Consider the following 17,641-nt stretch of genomic DNA (forward strand, 5'->3'; position numbering starts at 1 on the left):
GACAAACAGCCATCCCCTCGGGATACTGAAACGATTCATACGGTCGGCCGACAGGACCATCAACCGGACAGGCCCGGTCCGGTGGCGGGCACCGCGCACCGCGGCCCGGTCCCCCGCAGGTGCCGCTGGTGAGCGCGGTACGGCCGCGGCGGTTAGCGTTGATCCATGATCGAGTTCGAGCGGGTCGGCAAGGTCTACCCGGACGGCACGGCGGCCGTGAACGATCTGTCGTTCGAGGTCGCGGAGGGCGAACTGGTGACCCTCGTCGGCCCGTCGGGGTGCGGCAAGACGACCACGATGATGATGGTCAACCGGCTCATCGAACCGACCTCCGGCCGGATCCTGGTGAACGGCGAGGACATCTCCGGCATCGATCCGGTCCGGCTGCGGCGCGGCATCGGCTACGTCATCCAGCAGGTCGGCCTCTTCCCGCACCGGACGGTCCTCGACAACACCGCCACCGTGCCCGCCCTGGTCGGCTGGAAGAAGGCCAGGGCCAGGGAGCGCGCCGCCGAACTCCTCGACCTGGTCGGACTGGACCCCGGTACCTACGGGTCCCGCTACCCGTCGCAGCTGTCCGGGGGCCAGCGGCAGCGGGTCGGGGTGGCCAGGGCCCTCGCCGCCGATCCGCCCGTCCTGCTGATGGACGAACCCTTCGGCGCGGTCGATCCCGTGGTGCGCGAGCGGCTGCAGAACGAGTTCCTCAAGCTCCAGGCGACGGTGCGCAAAACGGTGCTGATGGTGACCCACGACATCGAGGAGGCCGTGCGGATGAGCGACCGGATCGCCGTGTACGGGGAGGGGCGCATCGAGCAGTTCGACACCCCGGGAGCGGTGCTCGGTACTCCGGCGACTCCCTACGTGGCCGAGTTCGTGGGTGCCGACCGCGGGCTGAAGCGGCTCTCCGTCACCCGGATCGAGACGGACGACCTGGAACAGCCGCCCGTGGCCCGCATCGACGAAACGGCCGGGACGGTCGCCGGGCGCCTGCGCACCGAAGGGGCACGGTGGGCCGTGGTCCTTCGGCAGGACGGCGGACTGCACGGCTGGGTGGCCGCCGACTCCCTCCCGGGGGCGGGTGGCGCCGTGGGCCCGCTGGCCCGCCGGATGGAGGCCTGGGTACCGGTGGGGGCGCCACTGAAGCAGGCGTTCAGCGAGATGCTGCAGCACGACGCGGGGTGGGTGGCGGTGCTGGACGGCGACCGCTTCCTCGGCGTGCTGACTCCGGCCAAACTGCACGAGGCGCTGCGGCGCTCGGTGGACGCGGACGCGCACGGCGTCACGCGGGACGAGGTGGAGTTCAAGTCCGTCTCGGACGCGTGAGCGGGCGGGAACCTCCCTGCGGGGAAAGGCCGTTCAGAGCAGGTGTTTCGCCCGCAGGTAGTTCTTGGCGACGTCCTGGGGCAGCCGCCGCCAGCTGTCCACCTGCTGGTTGAGCGATGCCAGGTCCTTGGTGGTCAGCACGGAGTTGAGCCGGTCGAGCGCGCCGGCGACCCCGCGGCTCCCGGCGCGGGACCGGTTGACGACGGGCACGATGTAGTCGGCGTTCTGCAGGTGCTTGTCGTCCCGGAGGATGACGAGTCCGAAGGCACCGAGGGTGGCGTCCGTGGTCGTGGTCAGCACCATCTGGTCCTGACCGTTCTGCACGGCCTGTTTGGCCGGGGTGGTACCGACGCCCTTGGGGTCGATCCCGGTGATGCGGATCCCGTAGGTCTTCTTGAGCCCGGGCTCGCAGTAGGGACGCTGGACGCATTCGTCACCGGCGGCGAGCCTCACCGGGAGCTTGGACTCCCCCAGATCGCTGAGGGTCCTCAGACGGTGGCGGGCGGCGTAGGGCGCGGTGACCGCGTAGGCGTTCTGGTCGACCGCCCGGCCCGGATCCAGGACCGTGAGGCCGCGCGGGGCCGCCAGGGCGCGCAGGGCCTTCATGGTGGCCCTGAGATCGGGCGATCCGGCGGGCGGCGCTCCCGAGCCCTTCACCTTGGTGTTCAGCCAGTCGGCGAAGGTGGCGGCGTACTCCGGTACGACGTCGATCTGCCCGCTCTCCAGGGCCGGTTCGTAGAGTTCCCTGTTGGTCACGGACAGGATGTCCGTGCGGTATCCGGCCCGGTGGAGCAGCAGCGCGTACATCTGGGCGAGCAGATCGCTCTCGGTGAAGCCCGCGGTGCCGATGGTCAACTGCTTGCTGTCGCCGGGCGGCGCCGTGACCGTTCCGCGGTTCTCCAGGGTGGGTCCGGTGCTACAGGCCGCGACGGTCAGCAGGAGCACGCCGGGCACCAGCCGGGGCACGGCCTTGCGCGCCCTCACTCCGTACTGCCTCTCGCCCACGCGGGCGCCAGCCGCTGGCCGATCACGAACAGGGTCTCCACCAGCAGCGCGAACACTGCCACCAGCAGCGCACCCGCGACGACCTGCGGCGTGGAGGCCAGATTGAAGCCGGCGGTGATGATCCGTCCGAGACCGCCGCCGCCGGCGAGCGCCGCGAGGGTGGCCGTGGCGACGAGCTGCACGGCGGCGATCCGCATCCCGGTGAGGATCAGGGGCGACGCAAGCGGCAGTTCCACGTGGAACAGCAGTTGTCGTCCTGTCATCCCCATCCCCCGGGCCGCCCTGACGACGTCCTGGTCGACTTCGCGCATCCCGACATAGGCGTTGGTGAGCAGCGGCGGTACGGCGAAGAGCACCAGCGCGATGACGGTCGGCCAGTCGCCGTGCCTGCCGAGCGGGGTGAGCAGGAGCAGGACGAGCACGGCGAAGGTGGGGACGGCACGCCCGACGTTGGAGATGTTGACGGCGAGCGCGCCGCCTTTGCCGATGTGACCGAGCACCACGGCGACCGGCAGGGCGATCAGGCAGCTCAGCGCGAGACAGACGACGGTGAGGTAGAGGTGCTGGGTGAGCCGGTGGGTGATTCCGCCGTCGCCGGACCAGTTGGCGGAGCTGGTGAGCCAGGACCAGGCGGAGGAGAGGGTGTTCATACGCGGGTCCACGGCGTGAGCAGCCTCTGCACACCGAGGAGTACGAGATCGGCGGCGACGGCGATGAGTACACAGAGCACGGAGGCGGTCAGTACCTGGGCCTTGAAGAAGCTGTTCATTCCGCTGTAGATGAGGTTGCCGAGGCCGCCGTATCCGACGATGGCGCCCACCGTGACGAGCGAGACCGCCGAGACGGTCGCGATACGCAGTCCCGCCATCGCGGCCGGGAGCGAGAGGGGGAGCTCGACGGCGAGGAGCAGCCGGATCGGCCCGTATCCCATCCCCCGGGCGGCCTGCCGGGTCTCCTCGGGAACGGCGCGCAGCCCGGCGAGGATGTTCCGCACCAGCAGGGTGAGCGAGTAGAGGACGAGACCGGCGATCACGAGCGAGGCGGAGAGGCCGTACACCGGCAGGAGCAGCGAGAACATCGCGAGGGACGGGATCGTGTAGAGCACGGTGGTGACCCCGAGCACCGGACCGGCGGCCCACCGCCAGCGGCGGGCCGCCACCGCGAGGGGAACGGCGAGCACCAGCCCGACCAGCACGGAGACCGCCGTCAGCTGGAGGTGCTGGAGGACCGCGTCCCAGAGGATGGATCTGCGGGTCGACAGATAGGCACCGCAGATCCACTCGTTGCGCGCGAGGCAGTCGTGCGGAGGCGCGGTCATCCGTCCATTGCAGTCGGCCGCCGGGGGTGGTGCCCGTCGTGATGGCCCGTTCGGGTGTGCGGGCGAGGGCCGGCCGGGGCTCCGGGGCAGGGCGGCCGCGGGCAGTCCGGAGTCCTGGGCCGTTCGGGCGCGGCCACCGGGGCGAACTCGCCGGTGAAGACCGGGTCAGGGAACCCGGGGTCCGCGCGGCTCCCGGCACGCAGGACCGGCAGTACGGCGAAGGCCGCTCCCGGCGACGGTCATGGCCACAGCAGGCGCCTGTCCCATCCTTCGCCGTCACGGTGGTAGCTGAGCCGGGTGTGCCGGCGGTCGCCGTCCCCCTGCCAGAACTCGACGCTCTCGGGACGCAGCGCGTAGAGCGTCCACTCCGGCGGAACGAGGCCCGGTTCACGATCGACCTGTTCCAGGGACTTCCGGGTCGCCTCGTCCCGTTCCGCCAGGTCCTGGAGCGGGCTGCTCTGCCTGCCGAGCAGCGCTTCGGCGCGGGCCGCCGGTGAGCGGGCCAGGAAGTCCGCAGCGCTCTGCTCGGCGGACTCACCGGCCACCGGCCCCCGTACCCGCACCTGCCGCGCCTGGAGGGGCCAGTAGAAGGTGAGCGCGGCGCTCCGGCGGGCGGCCAGCTCCCGGCCCTTCGGGCTCTCGTCGTGCACAGCGAACTTCCAGCCGTTCGCGTCCAGGCCCTTGAGGATCAGCACGCGTGCGGAGGGATTGCCCTGACGGTCCACGGTGGAGAGCGTCATCGCGTGCGGTTCGGGCACCCCCGCCGCCACAGCCCCCAGAAGCCATTCGGTGAAGAGCGCGGCGGGGTCCGGCGGGGCGGCGCCCGGGTCGAACACGGGCAGCTCGCCCGAGAGGACGTCGAGGCCCCGGAGCAGCTCGCGCAGACCGCCCGCGGGCAGCCCTCCCGCACCGGGTACGACCGTGCCGCCGCCGTCCGCCGCCGTATCCGCGAGGTGCTGACCCACTGTCACTCCATCCGTCGGTGTGCCGGGTGTCCGGTGCGGTTAGTTCCGTCATTGAACATACCTCCGTGGAGAGGCTCCACACGTCCCCGTCGGCGGCCCTTCGTCCCGTTCGAGTCCGGTGGTGCCCGGGCGGAAGCCGCAGCGCCCCACCGGATCCCCACGGCTGTGGGGAGGCCGGTTTCCGCTCGTACCGCCCGGTGGGCCAGAATGTACGACCATGACTTCTCTTAGCCAGTTGGCTCCCGGCGTTCACCTGTGGGCACCGGAAGGCCACCGGACCTGGGGCCTGGCCAACTGTGGCCTGATCTCGTCGGGCGGGGACGCCCTGCTGGTCGACACCCCGTACTCCCTGGACCTGACCGACGAGTTCCTCTCGGCGGCCCGCAGCGCCGCCGGCAGCGGAGCCCGGATCCGCACGGTTGTCTCGACCCATGGCAACGGTGACCACACCTGGGGCAACCAGCGGGTCGTCGGCGCCGAGTTCATCGCCACCCGCCGCACCCTCGAACACCAATGCTTCGAGCCCACCCCCGAGCAGTTGCGGGCCCTGATCGAGAACACCGACCCCGACCACCCCCTGGGCTGGTACTTCCGGCAGCACTTCGGACGGTTCGACTTCAGCGGCATCACAGTCCAGGCTCCGACCAGGACGTTCGACGGCCGGCTGGACCTGCGCGTCGGTGACACGCCCGTCGAACTGCACGAGGTGGGCCCCGCCCACACCGTGGGCGACCTGGTGGTCCACCTTCCCCAGCAGAGAGTCGTCTTCGCCGGCGATGTCGTCTTCGCCGGCGACCACCCGTGCCACTGGGCCGGACCACTGGAGAACACGGCAGCCGCCTGCCGAAGGATCCTGGATCTGAAACCCGAGTGGATCGTCCCCGGCCACGGCCCCGTCCTGAACCCCGGCGGACTCATCGCCTACATCGAGTACCTCGAAGACCTCGCCGGACAGGCCCTCTTGATGCACGGCCAGGGCAGGACCCCCGTCGAGGCGGCGGAGATCCTGATCGACGAGGACCGCTATCCGGGGCTGGGCCTCGCCGAACGGATGGCCATCACCCTCGCCGGCGAGTGGCGCCACCTCAACGGCGACACCTCCGATCCCGACCTCGTGGGCCTGGTGGGATCCGCGGCGCGGATCGCCTGGAGCCGCTCCGGCACCGCTCCGACGACAGCCGAGGCAACAGCGGCAACTGCCCCCTGAATCAGCACGGCAGACGCCTCTTCGACCTGCCGAGGGCCCCGGAGCAACGCGTGAGCCGCGGCGCCATGACACGAAGAGCCGGCACCGATGGGAGCACGGGGGCGGGGCGCCGCCCGCCGACGGCGCGGGCCGTCAGTGGGCGGCGCCCCGCCTCACCCCTGCGTACCGGGCAGGTCGGGGTGGTCGGCCGGCCGATGGCCGGTGACGGCGCGGGCGTATCCCCGTAGCGCCCCGATGACTTCGGTGCGGGTCCGGCGGCCGGCGAGCACCTCCATCTGGTAGCCGTCCTCCATGGCGACGAAGTTGGCGGCGAGGAGACGCGGCGGATCCTCCAGGGTGAAGTGACCCTGGGCCTGACCCAGCACCAATACGCTGGCGTAGACCGCGATCTGACGTTCAGTCAGCGCGCTGTCGAGAGCGGCGGCCCTGGCGTCCCTGAGGCAACGTGGCCAGTACTCGAACATCAGCCGGGTCAGCGCGTCGTCGGGCCCGGTGGCCACACCGTGGTCGATGCACGAGCGGAGCTTGTCGCGGGCGTCGGCGAACCGGTCCGCGGCCTCCTCCCGCTCCTGGCTGTAGCGCTCGATGGCCCGCTGATAGGCCTCGTGGACCAGGGAGTCCAGATCGCCGTAGTAGAGCACGGCGGCAGGCGTGACACCCGCCTCGTCCGCGATGTCACGCAACCTCAGGCCCTCCAGACCGCGCGCCAGGAGCGCACGCTGCACGGCCGCGCCCAGCTCCGCCCGGCGCGCTTCCTTCCCGCCGCCCTTCTTCGCCGCCACCGCACAGCCTCTTCCACTCGGTTTTGTTATATCTGAGTTTAACAAACCGAGGTGCGCCTCTTGACGGCTCGGACCAGCCCTCTCTTAAATTCAAATTTAACAGGAGCCGTCCATCTCAGGAGTCCACGCCGTGACGAAGCAACCGACCGATGCCGGCGCCATGGCCGGTACTCCCCCGGCCCCGCCCCGCACCGGCGTCCCCAGCCCGGCCGCCACCGCCAAGGGGCTGCACCGCGGCTCGGTCAGCCTGCTCGGGGCCGTCGCACTGGGGCTGTCCTCAGTGGCCCCCGCTTACAGCATCGCCGTCACTCTCGGACTGGTCACGCTCGTGGCCGGCCATCTCGCTCCGGCCGCGCTGCTGCTCGGCTTCGTGCCGATCCTGCTCACCGCCTTCGCCTTCCGCGAGTTCAACCGGCAACTGCCGGACTGCGGAACCACCTTCGTGTGGACCACTCGCGCGTTCGGCCCGCTGGCCGGGTGGCTCGTCGGCGGCTGGGTGGTGCAGATCGCCACCCTGATCGCGATGACGGCGCTCTCCCAGGTCGGGGCCGTCTACCTGCTCCAAGTACTCGGCCTGCACACGTGGGAGCAGCGCCCGCTCGCCGTGACCGTGACGGCCGTTCTGCTGCTGGCGGCCCTCACCGCCGTCGCCCGCCGGGGTCTGAGGATCGCGGCCTCGGTCCAGTACGTACTGCTGGGGCTGCAGCTGACCGCGCTGTTCGGCTTCGGAGCCGCCGCCCTGGTCCAGCGGCACTCGGTCCGCCCGTCGCTGTCCTGGCTCAACCCGTTCGCCTTCGGCGACCCCGGGTCCTGCGCCCAGGCAGTGCTGCTGTGCCTGTTCATCTACTGGGGGTGGGACTCGCTGATCACCGTGAACGAGGAGACGGACAGCGACCGTGTCCCGGGACGAGCCGTACTCATCTCCACCTTCACCCTGCTGGGCACCTATCTGTTCACGGCCTTCGCCGCGATCAGTTTCGCCGGCACCGGCAGCACCGGGATCGGACTGGGCAACGCCGCCACGGCCACCGATGTGCTGGCCACCCTGGCTCCGCCCGTCCTGGGCAGCGTCCTGGCGAAGGCCGTCCAACTGGCTGTCTGCGTCTCGGCCGTCTCCGCGCTGCTCACCACTCTCATCAGCAGCTCCCGTACCACCTTGTCCATGGCGGCCCACGGCGCGCTGCCCGCGGCGTTCCGGCGGATCCACCCCCACCACCGCACGCCGGCGTTCGGAACCGTCTTCTTCGGAGTCGCCACCGCAGCGCTGCTCGTCCTGCTCCAGCTCCTGTCACCGCGGTTCCTGGGCGACGCCATCCTGTCCATCGGACTGCTCATCGCCTGCTACTACGGCACCACCGCGCTGGCCTGCGTCTGGCACTTCCGCTCGCAGCTGCGCGACTCCCCCCGCGACCTGCTGATGAAGGGCGTCCTGCCCCTGCTGGGCGCCGTGCTGATGCTGGCGGCCTTCGCCCGCAGCGCATACGACATGTACGCCCCGGCCTACGGCAGTACTTCCTTCCACGGCGTCGGCGGGGTGTTCCTGCTCGGCTTCGGCTCCCTGGCGCTGGGCGTCGCAGCCGTACTGATCGCCCGCGCCCGCTTCCCCCGTTTCTTCCGCGAAGGCCGCACGGCCGTCACCCGCATCACTGTCACCGAGGACTGATACGCCCATGCGCACACTCACCGTCGCCGCCCTGCAGACCGCCCCCGTACCGCACGACCTCGAAGCCAGCTGGCAGCGGTTCGCCGCGCAGGTCCGCACCACCCGCGAGCTGTTCCCGCACGTGCAGCTCGTCACGGTCCCCGAACTGTTCCTCGCCGCCGAAGGCCCGCTGCTGAGCCCCGCCCCCGCGGACTGGATGGACCGGGCCGCCGTCACCGTGCCCGGCCCGCTCACCGACCGGATCTGTGCCCTCGCGATCGAGACGGGTCTGTGGCTGGTCCCGGGGACCGTCTTCGAACGCGCCACCGACGGCCGTATCCACAACACCGCCCTGGCCGTCTCCCCCGAAGGCGAGATCACCGCCCGCTACCGCAAGGTGTTCCCCTGGCAGCCCTACGAGAAGACAGCCCCCGGAACGGAGTTCACGGTCTTCGACATCCCCGGCGCCGGCCGGGTGGGGCTGGCCATCTGCTACGACGGTTCCTTCCCGGAGACCATGCGTCAGCTCGCCTGGCTGGGCGCGGAGGTCGTCATCCAGCCCACCCTGACCACCACCCGGGACCGCGAGATGGAACTGGTCTGTGCCCGTGCCAACGCGTGGACCAACCAGCTCTACGTCGTCAACGTCAACGCCTCCGACCCGGCCGGAGTCGGCACCAGCGCCATCGTCGACCCGGAGGGCATCGTCCGCCAGCAGGCAGGAACAGGCGAGGAGATCCTCGTCGACGTCCTGGACCTGGACACCGTCACCCGGGTCCGCCGCTACGGCTCCTCCGGGATCAACCGGCCCTGGAGCCAGCTCGCCGGCTACGGACACACCGTGGAACTCCCCGCGTACGGCGGCGCCTTCCGCAGCCCGGAATGGCTGAAGAACGGAGTGGACGGCACCGGCGACTGACCGGCGGCTGCCGGTCCACTGCGCCGGAGCGGGGATTTTCCGTGTCCGTCGACACTTCGGCGCGTTTGCACAGGTATGAACCCAACACGACGCATTGCCACATGTCTCGCCCTGGCTGCCGCACTCCCGTGCCTTGCCATGTCCTCGGCACACGCCGCAGACGCCGCCGGCCGGGTCGCCCCGAAGGTGAATCCTGTCGGCGAGCTCGATGCCATCGCCACGACCGGAATTCCTGCGGAGTACGCCGCCCGGCTTCCCAAGGTGAAGGACCAGCTGGCCGGCCTGAACCACCTGAACGAGCTGAACCAGCTCCACCAGCTCACGGACCAGGCGGCGCCGGTCCTGGCCCTGGCGTCCGCGGTGGAGTGAGGTCCCCCCGCCGTGCGGGATGCGCCGCCCTGTTCGGCACGGCCCTCACGACTCGCGGCCGCCCCCTCCTGCGGCGATAGCCCGGCCGGGCCTGGGATCCGTCGAATTCCGACGGATCCCAGGCCCGGCCGCCTGCCTCGTCGCGCAGGCGCCGCACCGAGTGCGTGGCCGTGGCCGCCGAGCCGGTCCGGCGTCCGGGAGGGATCCGCCGCTGACCGTCGGCCCGGTACGGCGGTCAGCGGCGGTCAGCCGCGGTGGCTCGCACGGGCGAGGGCCGGCACGAACCGGGACGCGTCCACGGTGCCGACGCCGGTGGCCATGTCATAGCCGTCGGCGGCGGTGTACCCGGTCACCCCCTGGTAGCTGTTGTTCGTGCCGTCGTTGACATCGACGATGCCGGACGACGTGTGGTGGGACAGGGTGTACAGCGCGTCGTTGATGTTCCCGACCCGGTGCCCGGCGGCCTGGTCGGCCAGGGCGACGACGCCGGAGAACAGGGGGCTGGCCTCGCTCGTACCACCGGAGACGTCCCAGCCGACGGCGGTCGGGTCGTAGCTGGAGTACACCCAGGCACCGCCGTTGACCGCGGCAGCCATGGAGACGTCCGGGGTCCCGCGACGAGTGCCGACGGCGGCCTTCTCGCCGTTCTGGAACGCGGGGCGGCCGAACACGTGCGACTGGCCCCCGCCCCCTGCGCCGTTGTCGTTGTACACGCTCTCCGGCGCGGTGCGGTCACCCTTGGCGTCCAGGTGCAGCTGGGTGCCGCCGATCGAGGTCACCAACGGGTCCGACGAGGGCCAGGAGTTGACCCGCTTCTTGTAGTAGCCCTTGCCGTCCGCGGTGCTGTCGGTGGCTCCCCCGTCACCCGACGAGGCGAGGACGGTCACCCCGTGCTCGGCGGCGTCCTTGAACGCGTAGCGCAGCTTGCCGATGCTGGAGAAGTCACCCTTGTCGAAGCCGGGGAACGTGTTCTCCGTGGCGCCGAAGCTCTGCGTGATGACATCACCCACCCCGTGGTCGATGAGGGACTTCTCGGCGGACATCATCTCCGGCAGCCCGGTGACGCCCTCGGTCTCGGCGACCGCCGTCTCGACCAGCACGATCCTGGCGTCGGGGGCGACGGCGTGAGCCATCTCCACGTCGAGCGTCGTCTCGCCGGCCCAGCCGGTCATGTCGGAGTTCTTCGGGTCGAACTCGGGGACGTGGCCCCACTTCTTGACCTGCACCTGGGCGCTCTTCATCCCGAACTGCTTGCTATAGACGTCCAGATCGTGCTGGACCGTCGGCGAGCCGAACGAGTCCACGATGACGATGGTGCGGCCCTTGCCGGTGACGCCGGACTTGTACAGCGGGTTGAGGTGGTACGCCTGGCGGTACTGGATCGGCGTGTAGCAGGCGATCTTCCACTTCGCCTGGCACTGCTCGGTGGGCAGGGGGCTGCTCACGCCGCTGACCAGCTGATGACCTGCGACGGCGGGAACCGCCTTGGTCTGCGGTGCGGCGTGGGCGGATGCGGCGGTGGCGCTGCCGCTCAGGGGGGCGGCTATCACCGCGGCGGCAACGAGGGTGGTGACCCCCGCCGCTGCGGCCCCGGTACGGAGCCGGGTACGGGCTGTGCGCATGGATTCTCCTTGTACGGAGCGGAGCCGTACGAAGCGGCTTCCGTGATCACATCCGCGAGGCATGCTCAGAACAAGAGCATTGATTCATTAATATCGAACGCTTTGCCTAAGGGTGAATCCTTGGCGCATCCATGGCGGATTCATGGTCAACCTCCCGAACCGGAGACCGGGTTCCTGCCGGATCAGTCACGGGCGCGGGCGGACCGCACCGCCTGCCGCAACAGGCATCACCGGGCACCACGCCACCAGTAGCGCCCGACGACGAGCTCCTCCAGGTCACGGAGCCTGTCGGCGGCCATCCAGCCATGGGCGTCGGGGTGTTCGAAGGCCAGCCGGAGATCGGACGTGAGGTGGGCGGCTTCGCGAATCTCGCACTCCGCACGGAGCGTTTCCGGCGAGGTCCCCGTGGCACGTGCGATGACGTCGAGAACGGTCTCCATGTGGGGGCCGCTGAACCGGGCCAGGAAGAACCAGTCGTCGGCCGGTTCGCCGAAGCGGGCCCATTCGAAGTCCAGCAGGGCCGTCACGCCCCGGTCGCGGGCGAGCCAGTTGTCCCAGTGGCAGTCCGCGTGCACCGGGACGACGGTCCGCGCCCGCAGCGGCGCGCGCTCCGCGATCGCCGTCAGCCCGTCGAGCAGACGCCGGGGGACGGCCCGGTGCCGGTCCAGGGCGGCGAGGTCCTCGACCCCGGCACGGAAAGCGGCGCGGCTGACGAACCCGCCGTGGTCGAGCGGTTCTCGAAGCGTCTGTTCGGCCTCACCGGTGGGCACCCAGCCGTGCAGTCCGTCGAGCCGCTGGACCGCGTTCTCGGCCAGCAGGCGTGCGGTCTCACCGTCCACACCGGGCATGCCCACACCGGGGGTGGCCCCTGGTACGCGGGCGTAGCAGGCATAGCGAACGTCACCCGTCCCCAGCCGGTGGAGTCCACTGTCGAGCAGCGGTGCGGCGAGGCCGGTGGGCAGGTGCGGCGCGAGTGCGATCTCCCGGTTCAGTCGTGTGTGGCCGACGGCATCGATGATCTTCACGACGATGTCCGGGCCGACGAACACGTGGTGAGAGCTGCTCTCGACGGCGTTCATGGGGCCGGGGTCGCGCCCCAGGGCCGCCACGACGATCGCGCGGGCGGCATCGTGGGCATGCCGCAGCTCGGGCATCGGCACTCCTGGCATGGACGGTGATGATGATCTTACTGCGGGGTCGGCCGAGACGGGAAGGGCTCACGGAATCCGAGCAGGCCAGCCCCCTGATCGTGCTGTCAACAAACTGTTAGCGTGGCCGGATTCCGACACCCCTCATGTTCCGAGGCTCTCGATGAATCATCTTTCGCGGAGGCAGTTCGCCGCTTCGTCGCTCGTACCGGTGGGGGCCGCCCTGCTCCCGGCGGCTCCCGCTCATGCCCAGGAGGCCGCGCCACAGGCGCCACCACACCACGTCCCCGGGGACTCGTTCCGGACCGGACTCTCCGACGTGCTCGACCTGCACGGCCTTCCCGGAGCGGCCCAGCCCCCGGGAGACAATCCGCTCAACGTCTTCGCCGATCTCGGGGCCTGGCACGCCTACGGGCTGCCCTCAGCGGCGGACCACGCGTACTTCGGAGGTTTCAGCGGGCCCCTGTACATAGCCGAGGAGTACCCCTGGTACCTGAGCCGGGCGTTCAGCCGGTTCGGACTCGTCGACGAGCGGTCGGGGCGGGCGGTCGACCTGTCGGCGGACCGGTCGCCCCGCCTGGAGGCCCGGCCGGGCGTCCTGACGCAGTCGTACGCCATGGACGAGCTGCGGGTGACCATGGAACTGCGGTACGCCGGCCACCGCACCGCCCTGATCCGGGCGACGGTCCAGAACCGGGGAACCAGGGACCGCGAGCTGCGTCCCCACTGGACGGGAGCTCTGCTGCGCCACACCAGCGAGCCGGTGCGCAGCGCACCGCGGCTGCACGCGACCGATGACGGCGTCGCGGTCCGGTTCGCCGAGGTCCGCTCGTTCAAGGACTTCCTGACCACCGCGCAGACCCGGTTCGAAGTGGCGCACGCCGGATCCGTACGCACGACCGTGCACGGCGATGAGTACCGCACCACCGCGCACCGTCCGACGCGGCTGGCGCCGGGTGCGACCGCCGCGTTCGCCTGGACCGAGTCGTACACGTTCACCGACACGGAACGCCGCACCAACCGCCCGGCCGTGCGCGAGGCCCTGGCGCACCCGGATCGCGTCGCGGACCGTGCGGACCGGCGCTGGCAGCTCTACCTGACCCGCGCACTCGACGGAGTGGCCCCCGGGCGCCGCCGGACCGCGGCGAAGGCGGTACAGACACTGGTGACCAACTGGCGCAGCCCGGCCGGTGCGCTGCGTAAGGACGGGATCACCCCCTCCGTCACCAACACGTCGTTCGCCGGGGGCTTCTGGGCCTGGGACTCGTGGAAGGAAGCCGTCGCGACGGCGGTCTTCGATCCTCAACTGGCCGTCTCGACCATTGAGTCGATGTTCGACTACCAGATCCGGCCGGACTCCCCGGACCGCCCGCAGGACGCGGGGATGGTGCCGGACGCGCTGTTCTACAACGACGTGCGTCACGGGGGCCTGAACTGGAACGAACGCAACTCCAAGCCGCCACTGGCCGCGTGGGCGGTGTGGCAGGTGTATGAGCGCGGCGGAGGCCGGGCGTTCCTGCGCCGGATGTATCCGAAGCTCAGGGCGTACCACGCGTGGTGGTACCGCGACAGGGACCACGATCGGGACGGCCTGGCCGAGTACGGCGCCACGGTGGACCCGGCCAACAACAGCACCGAGCAGCGGAGGCTGGCCGCCGCCTGGGAGAGCGGGATGGACAACGCTCCCAGGTTCGACGACACGCAGGTGCGGACCAACACCGACCGGACGGGGCGCACCGTCGGCTACTCACTCGCCCAGCAGTCGGTCGATCTCAATTGCTTCCTGTACGCGGAGAAACGCTTCCTCGCCCGGATGGCCACCGAGCTCGGCTGGCAGAAGGAGGCGAAGGACCTGAACCACGGGGCAGACGTCCTGCGGGACCGGATCAGGACCCGTACCTACGACCCGGCCACCGGATTCTTCTACGACTGCGGACCGGACGGCAGCGGCCCGCGCACGGCGGCCGGCAAGGGCATCGAAGGAGCCGTCCCGCTGTGGGCCGGCGTCGCATCCGCACGGCAGGCCGCCGGGGTCCGTGCCGCGCTCACCGACCCCGCGCAGTTCGCCACCCCGATGCCCCTCCCCACGCTCGCACGCAACAGTTCCAAGTTCGACCCGACCGGCTACTGGCGCGGTCTCGTCTGGCTGGACCAGGCGTATTTCGCCCTCCGCGGCCTGTCCGACTACGGCTACGACCGGGATGCCCGGGCCATCGGCGAGAAGCTGCTCCAGCACGCGGAGGGCCTGCTCGGTGACGGACCCATCCACGAGAACTACCAGCCGCTGACCGGTGAGGGTGAGAATTCCGCGAACTTCTCCTGGTCCGCGGCGGTCGTTCTGGAGATGCTCCGCGACGGGTGAGGGAGCCGGGGCCGGGGCCGGTCGGAGAGGTCCCGGCTGCCCGGTGGCGCACCGCCGGGCCCCGTCACGGGCCGGCGGTCGCGACGGGGGGAGGTGACTGCCGGGGCCCCAGGCGCCCTGTCCCCGCGTACCTCCTCCCCCGCTTGCGGGGCGACTGGCACAGGGTTTGAGTGGGGAGTGTTCCCCACCCATCTGGAGCTGTGATGTCGATGGCGTTCGGTTCACCCCTCGGTCCATCTGATCCGTTCAGCGATCTGCTGAACCGGTTCTTCGGTATGTCGCCGGCGTCGTCACCCCCGGCAGTGCAGCGGGTGCCGATCGGACGGCTCCTGACCGAGTCGTCGCACGAACTTCTCGACCTGGCCGCGCGCAAGGCGGCGGAGGACGGAACGTCCGACCTCGATACCGAGCATCTGCTGTGGGCGGCCACACAGGTCGACTCCTCACGTGGACTGCTCTCCCAGGCCGGTGTGGACCCCGGCGCGCTCGCCTCCCGGATCGCCGAGGTGCTTCCCCGGGAGGCGGGCGAGCCTTCCTCGGAGCCCGGACTCACCCCGGCGGCCAAGCGCACCCTCGCCGCCGCGTACGCCGATTCGCAGGCGGCCGGTGTGTCGTACATCGGCCCCGAGCACATCCTCGGCGCGCTCCTCGGCGACTCCGACTCCGGTGCCGGGCGGTTCCTGCAGGCGGACGGCCCCGACGCCGAGAGGCTGCGCGGCCTCACGGACCGGGCGGCGCGCGCGGACGGTGCGCCACCCACCCCGAAGGGGCCGTCCACGACCCTGGACGAGTACGGCAGGGACCTGACCGAGGAAGCGAAGGCGGGCAAGCTCGACCCCGTGGTGGGCCGGGCCGAGGAGATCGAGCAGACCGTCGAGATCCTCTCGCGGCGTTCCAAGAACAACCCGGTACTCATCGGCGAGCCCGGTGTCGGCAAGACCGCCATCGTGGAGGGGCTGGCGCAGCGCATCGTCGGGGGCGAGGTGCCCGACACCCTCAAGGACAAGCGGGTCGTCTCGCTGGACCTGTCCGGGATGGTGGCCGGGGCGCAGTACCGGGGGCAGTTCGAGGAGCGACTGAAGAAGGTCATCGAGGACGTCCAGCAGGCGAGCGGCGACATCATCCTGTTCATCGACGAACTGCACACGGTCGTCGGCGCGGGCGGAACGGGCGAGGGTTCCATGGACGCGGGCAACATGCTCAAGCCCGCCCTCGCACGCGGCGAGCTGCACGTGGTGGGGGCGACCACGATCGACGAGTACCGCAAGCACATCGAGAAGGACGCCGCCCTGGAGCGCCGCTTCCAGCCCGTGCTGATCCCAGAGCCGTCCGTCGAGGAGACGGTCCAGATCCTGGAGGGACTGCGCGACTCCTACGAGGCCCACCACCAGGTGCGTTTCGCCGACGGCGCCCTCACCGCGGCCGCGGAACTGTCCGACCGCTACATCAGCGACCGGTTCCTGCCCGACAAGGCCATCGACCTGATGGACCAGGCCGGTGCCCGGGTACGGCTGCGCAGTTCCGGCCGTTCCACCGAGGTCGTCAGCCGCGAGGACCGTCTCGCGAAGCTGCGCCGTGAGAAGGACCAGGCCGTCGACGCCGAGCAGTTCGACAGGGCATCGGAGCTGAAGGGCCAGATCGCCGAGGTGGAGGGTGAGCTCGCGGGCATCGAGGAACGGCGCGAGGGCGTCGTCTCCGTCACCGCGGCAGACATCGCGGACGTCGTCTCCCGCCGTACCGGGATCCCGGTCTCCCAGCTCACCTCCAGCGAGAGGGAGAAGCTCCTGAGGCTGGAGGAGGAGATGCACGCCAGGATCGTCGGCCAGAACGAGGCGGTCACCGCGGTCTCCGAAGCCGTACGCCGCAACCGCGCGGGCATGGGGGACCCGAACCGCCCCGTCGGCTCGTTCCTCTTCCTCGGGCCCACCGGAGTGGGCAAGACCGAACTCGCCAAGACACTCGCCGAGTTGCTGTTCGGCGAGGAGGACCGCATGATCCGGTTCGACATGAGCGAGTTCCAGGAGAAGCACACCGTCGCCCGGCTCGTCGGTGCTCCTCCCGGTTACGTCGGCTACGAGGAGGCCGGTCAGCTCACCGAGAAGGTCCGCCGCCATCCGTACAGCGTGCTGCTGTTCGACGAGGTGGAGAAGGCCCATCCGGACGTCTTCAACGCCCTGCTGCAGATCCTCGACGACGGACGCCTCACCGACGCCCAGGGCCGCACGGTGAACTTCAGCAACTGCGTGGTCATCATGACGTCCAACATCGGCGCCCATCGCATCCTCGCCCACAAGGGCGAGATGTCCGAGCTCAAGGATGAGCTGATGGACGAACTGCGGGCACGCTTCCTGCCCGAGTTCCTCAACCGCATCGACGACATCATCATCTTCCACAGCCTCACCGAGAAGGACCTGTCGGAGATCGTCGATCACCTCCTCGACCGCAGCAAGCACCGCGTCCACGCCCAGGGCATGACCCTGGAGGTCACCGAAGCGGCCAAGAAACTGCTGGTCGCTCACGGTCACCAGCCGGAGTTCGGCGCCCGTCCGCTGCGCCGCACGATCCAGACCGAACTCGACAACCGCATAGCCACCCTGCTGCTGAGCGGCGAGGCCGAGCCCGGCGACACGATCACCGCCGACGTGAAGGACGACTCGCTTCACTGCACCATCAGCGGCGAAGCCGACCAGGACACTGCCCCCGGCCGCCCGTCGGCGGTGGCAGCCGACGCACCCTGACAGGGGGCGGCGCGTTCGACCAGCCCGCACCGCACCTCCATGCAAGGAGAGAGTGATGGCACACCACAAGTCGAACCACGAAGTCGAAGGCGACCCGGAGACCGGGCACGGACGCGGCCTGCCACGGCGCCCGGACGAGAAGGAACTCGAACAGCGCGTCGAGGAGGACCGCGACGACGTGGGTCTGCCCCCGGCCCCGGACGCCGCAGACGAGTAGCAGAACGACGAAGGAACGCGCCGC

At 70.4% G+C, this 17,641-nt stretch carries 15 protein-coding genes; 8 read left to right on the forward strand and 7 right to left on the reverse strand.

Annotated elements, in window-relative coordinates; translation table 11 throughout:
• Positions 1–165: 165 nt before the first annotated feature.
• Entirely contained in the window at positions 166–1,323 is a 1,158-nt protein-coding gene (locus OG285_RS01860; RefSeq protein ID WP_356835279.1) for a betaine/proline/choline family ABC transporter ATP-binding protein, read from the forward strand.
• Positions 1,324–1,356: 33 nt separating this feature from the next.
• Here the strand turns inward: OG285_RS01860 and OG285_RS01865 are convergent, their stop codons facing one another.
• The 4 genes from OG285_RS01865 to OG285_RS01880 form a co-directional block, all read right to left on the reverse strand.
• Entirely contained in the window at positions 1,357–2,307 is a 951-nt protein-coding gene (locus OG285_RS01865) for an ABC transporter substrate-binding protein (RefSeq protein ID WP_371793429.1), read from the reverse strand.
• Positions 2,304–2,978: an ABC transporter permease gene (locus OG285_RS01870; protein ID WP_371789947.1), complete on the reverse strand. Its 675-nt coding sequence runs from the start codon at positions 2,976–2,978 to the stop codon at positions 2,304–2,306. Before OG285_RS01870 ends, OG285_RS01865 begins: the two co-directional genes overlap by 4 nt.
• Positions 2,975–3,646: an ABC transporter permease gene (locus OG285_RS01875; protein WP_371789948.1), complete on the reverse strand. Its 672-nt coding sequence runs from the start codon at positions 3,644–3,646 to the stop codon at positions 2,975–2,977. Before OG285_RS01875 ends, OG285_RS01870 begins: the two co-directional genes overlap by 4 nt.
• 239 nt (positions 3,647–3,885) lie before the next feature.
• On the reverse strand, positions 3,886–4,611 hold the full coding sequence (locus OG285_RS01880) for a pyridoxal 5'-phosphate synthase (RefSeq protein WP_371789949.1): 726 nt from the start codon (positions 4,609–4,611) through the stop codon (positions 3,886–3,888).
• Between the two features lie 217 nt (positions 4,612–4,828).
• Here OG285_RS01880 and OG285_RS01885 point away from each other — a divergent pair, with 217 nt between their 5' ends.
• Positions 4,829–5,818 carry an MBL fold metallo-hydrolase gene (locus OG285_RS01885; protein ID WP_371789950.1) on the forward strand — a complete coding sequence of 330 codons (990 nt, stop codon included), beginning with the start codon at positions 4,829–4,831 and terminating at the stop codon, positions 5,816–5,818.
• 152 nt (positions 5,819–5,970) lie between these two features.
• Here the strand turns inward: OG285_RS01885 and OG285_RS01890 are convergent, their stop codons facing one another.
• Entirely contained in the window at positions 5,971–6,600 is a 630-nt protein-coding gene (locus OG285_RS01890; protein ID WP_371789951.1) for a TetR/AcrR family transcriptional regulator, read from the reverse strand.
• 130 nt (positions 6,601–6,730) lie between these two features.
• Between OG285_RS01890 and OG285_RS01895 the strand changes: the two genes are divergently transcribed.
• The 3 genes from OG285_RS01895 to OG285_RS01905 all read left to right on the forward strand — a co-directional run bounded on the left by OG285_RS01895 (position 6,731) and on the right by OG285_RS01905 (position 9,530).
• The gene (locus tag OG285_RS01895; protein WP_371789952.1) at positions 6,731–8,263 is read left to right on the forward strand and encodes an APC family permease; all 1,533 of its coding nucleotides are present in this window, start codon (positions 6,731–6,733) and stop codon (positions 8,261–8,263) included.
• A 7-nt stretch (positions 8,264–8,270) separates the two neighbouring features.
• Positions 8,271–9,161, forward strand: a complete 891-nt coding sequence (locus OG285_RS01900) for a carbon-nitrogen hydrolase family protein (protein WP_371789953.1) — start codon at positions 8,271–8,273, stop codon at positions 9,159–9,161.
• A 138-nt stretch (positions 9,162–9,299) separates the two neighbouring features.
• Entirely contained in the window at positions 9,300–9,530 is a 231-nt protein-coding gene (locus tag OG285_RS01905) for a hypothetical protein (protein WP_356835265.1), read from the forward strand.
• Positions 9,531–9,775: 245 nt separating this feature from the next.
• On the opposite strand, the gene OG285_RS01910 is transcribed toward OG285_RS01905, so the two are convergent.
• Positions 9,776–11,152 carry a S53 family peptidase gene (locus OG285_RS01910; protein ID WP_356835263.1) on the reverse strand — a complete coding sequence of 459 codons (1,377 nt, stop codon included), beginning with the start codon at positions 11,150–11,152 and terminating at the stop codon, positions 9,776–9,778.
• A 227-nt stretch (positions 11,153–11,379) separates the two neighbouring features.
• On the reverse strand, positions 11,380–12,306 hold the full coding sequence (locus OG285_RS01915; RefSeq protein WP_371789954.1) for a phosphotransferase: 927 nt from the start codon (positions 12,304–12,306) through the stop codon (positions 11,380–11,382).
• A gap of 157 nt (positions 12,307–12,463) precedes the next feature.
• Here OG285_RS01915 and OG285_RS01920 point away from each other — a divergent pair, with 157 nt between their 5' ends.
• From OG285_RS01920 to OG285_RS01930, 3 genes are all read left to right on the forward strand, one after another.
• Positions 12,464–14,662 (forward strand): trehalase family glycosidase, encoded by a 2,199-nt coding sequence (locus OG285_RS01920; protein WP_371789955.1) that lies wholly within the window; start codon positions 12,464–12,466, stop codon positions 14,660–14,662.
• Positions 14,663–14,865: 203 nt separating this feature from the next.
• Complete coding sequence (locus tag OG285_RS01925; protein ID WP_371789956.1) at positions 14,866–17,400, forward strand: ATP-dependent Clp protease ATP-binding subunit; 2,535 nt, start codon at positions 14,866–14,868, stop codon at positions 17,398–17,400.
• Positions 17,401–17,455: 55 nt separating this feature from the next.
• Positions 17,456–17,617 carry a hypothetical protein gene (locus OG285_RS01930; protein WP_356835255.1) on the forward strand — a complete coding sequence of 54 codons (162 nt, stop codon included), beginning with the start codon at positions 17,456–17,458 and terminating at the stop codon, positions 17,615–17,617.
• Positions 17,618–17,641: the final 24 nt, after the last annotated feature.

The organism is Streptomyces sp. NBC_01471 (assembly GCF_041438865.1).
Taxonomy (GTDB): Bacteria; Actinomycetota; Actinomycetes; order Streptomycetales; family Streptomycetaceae; genus Streptomyces.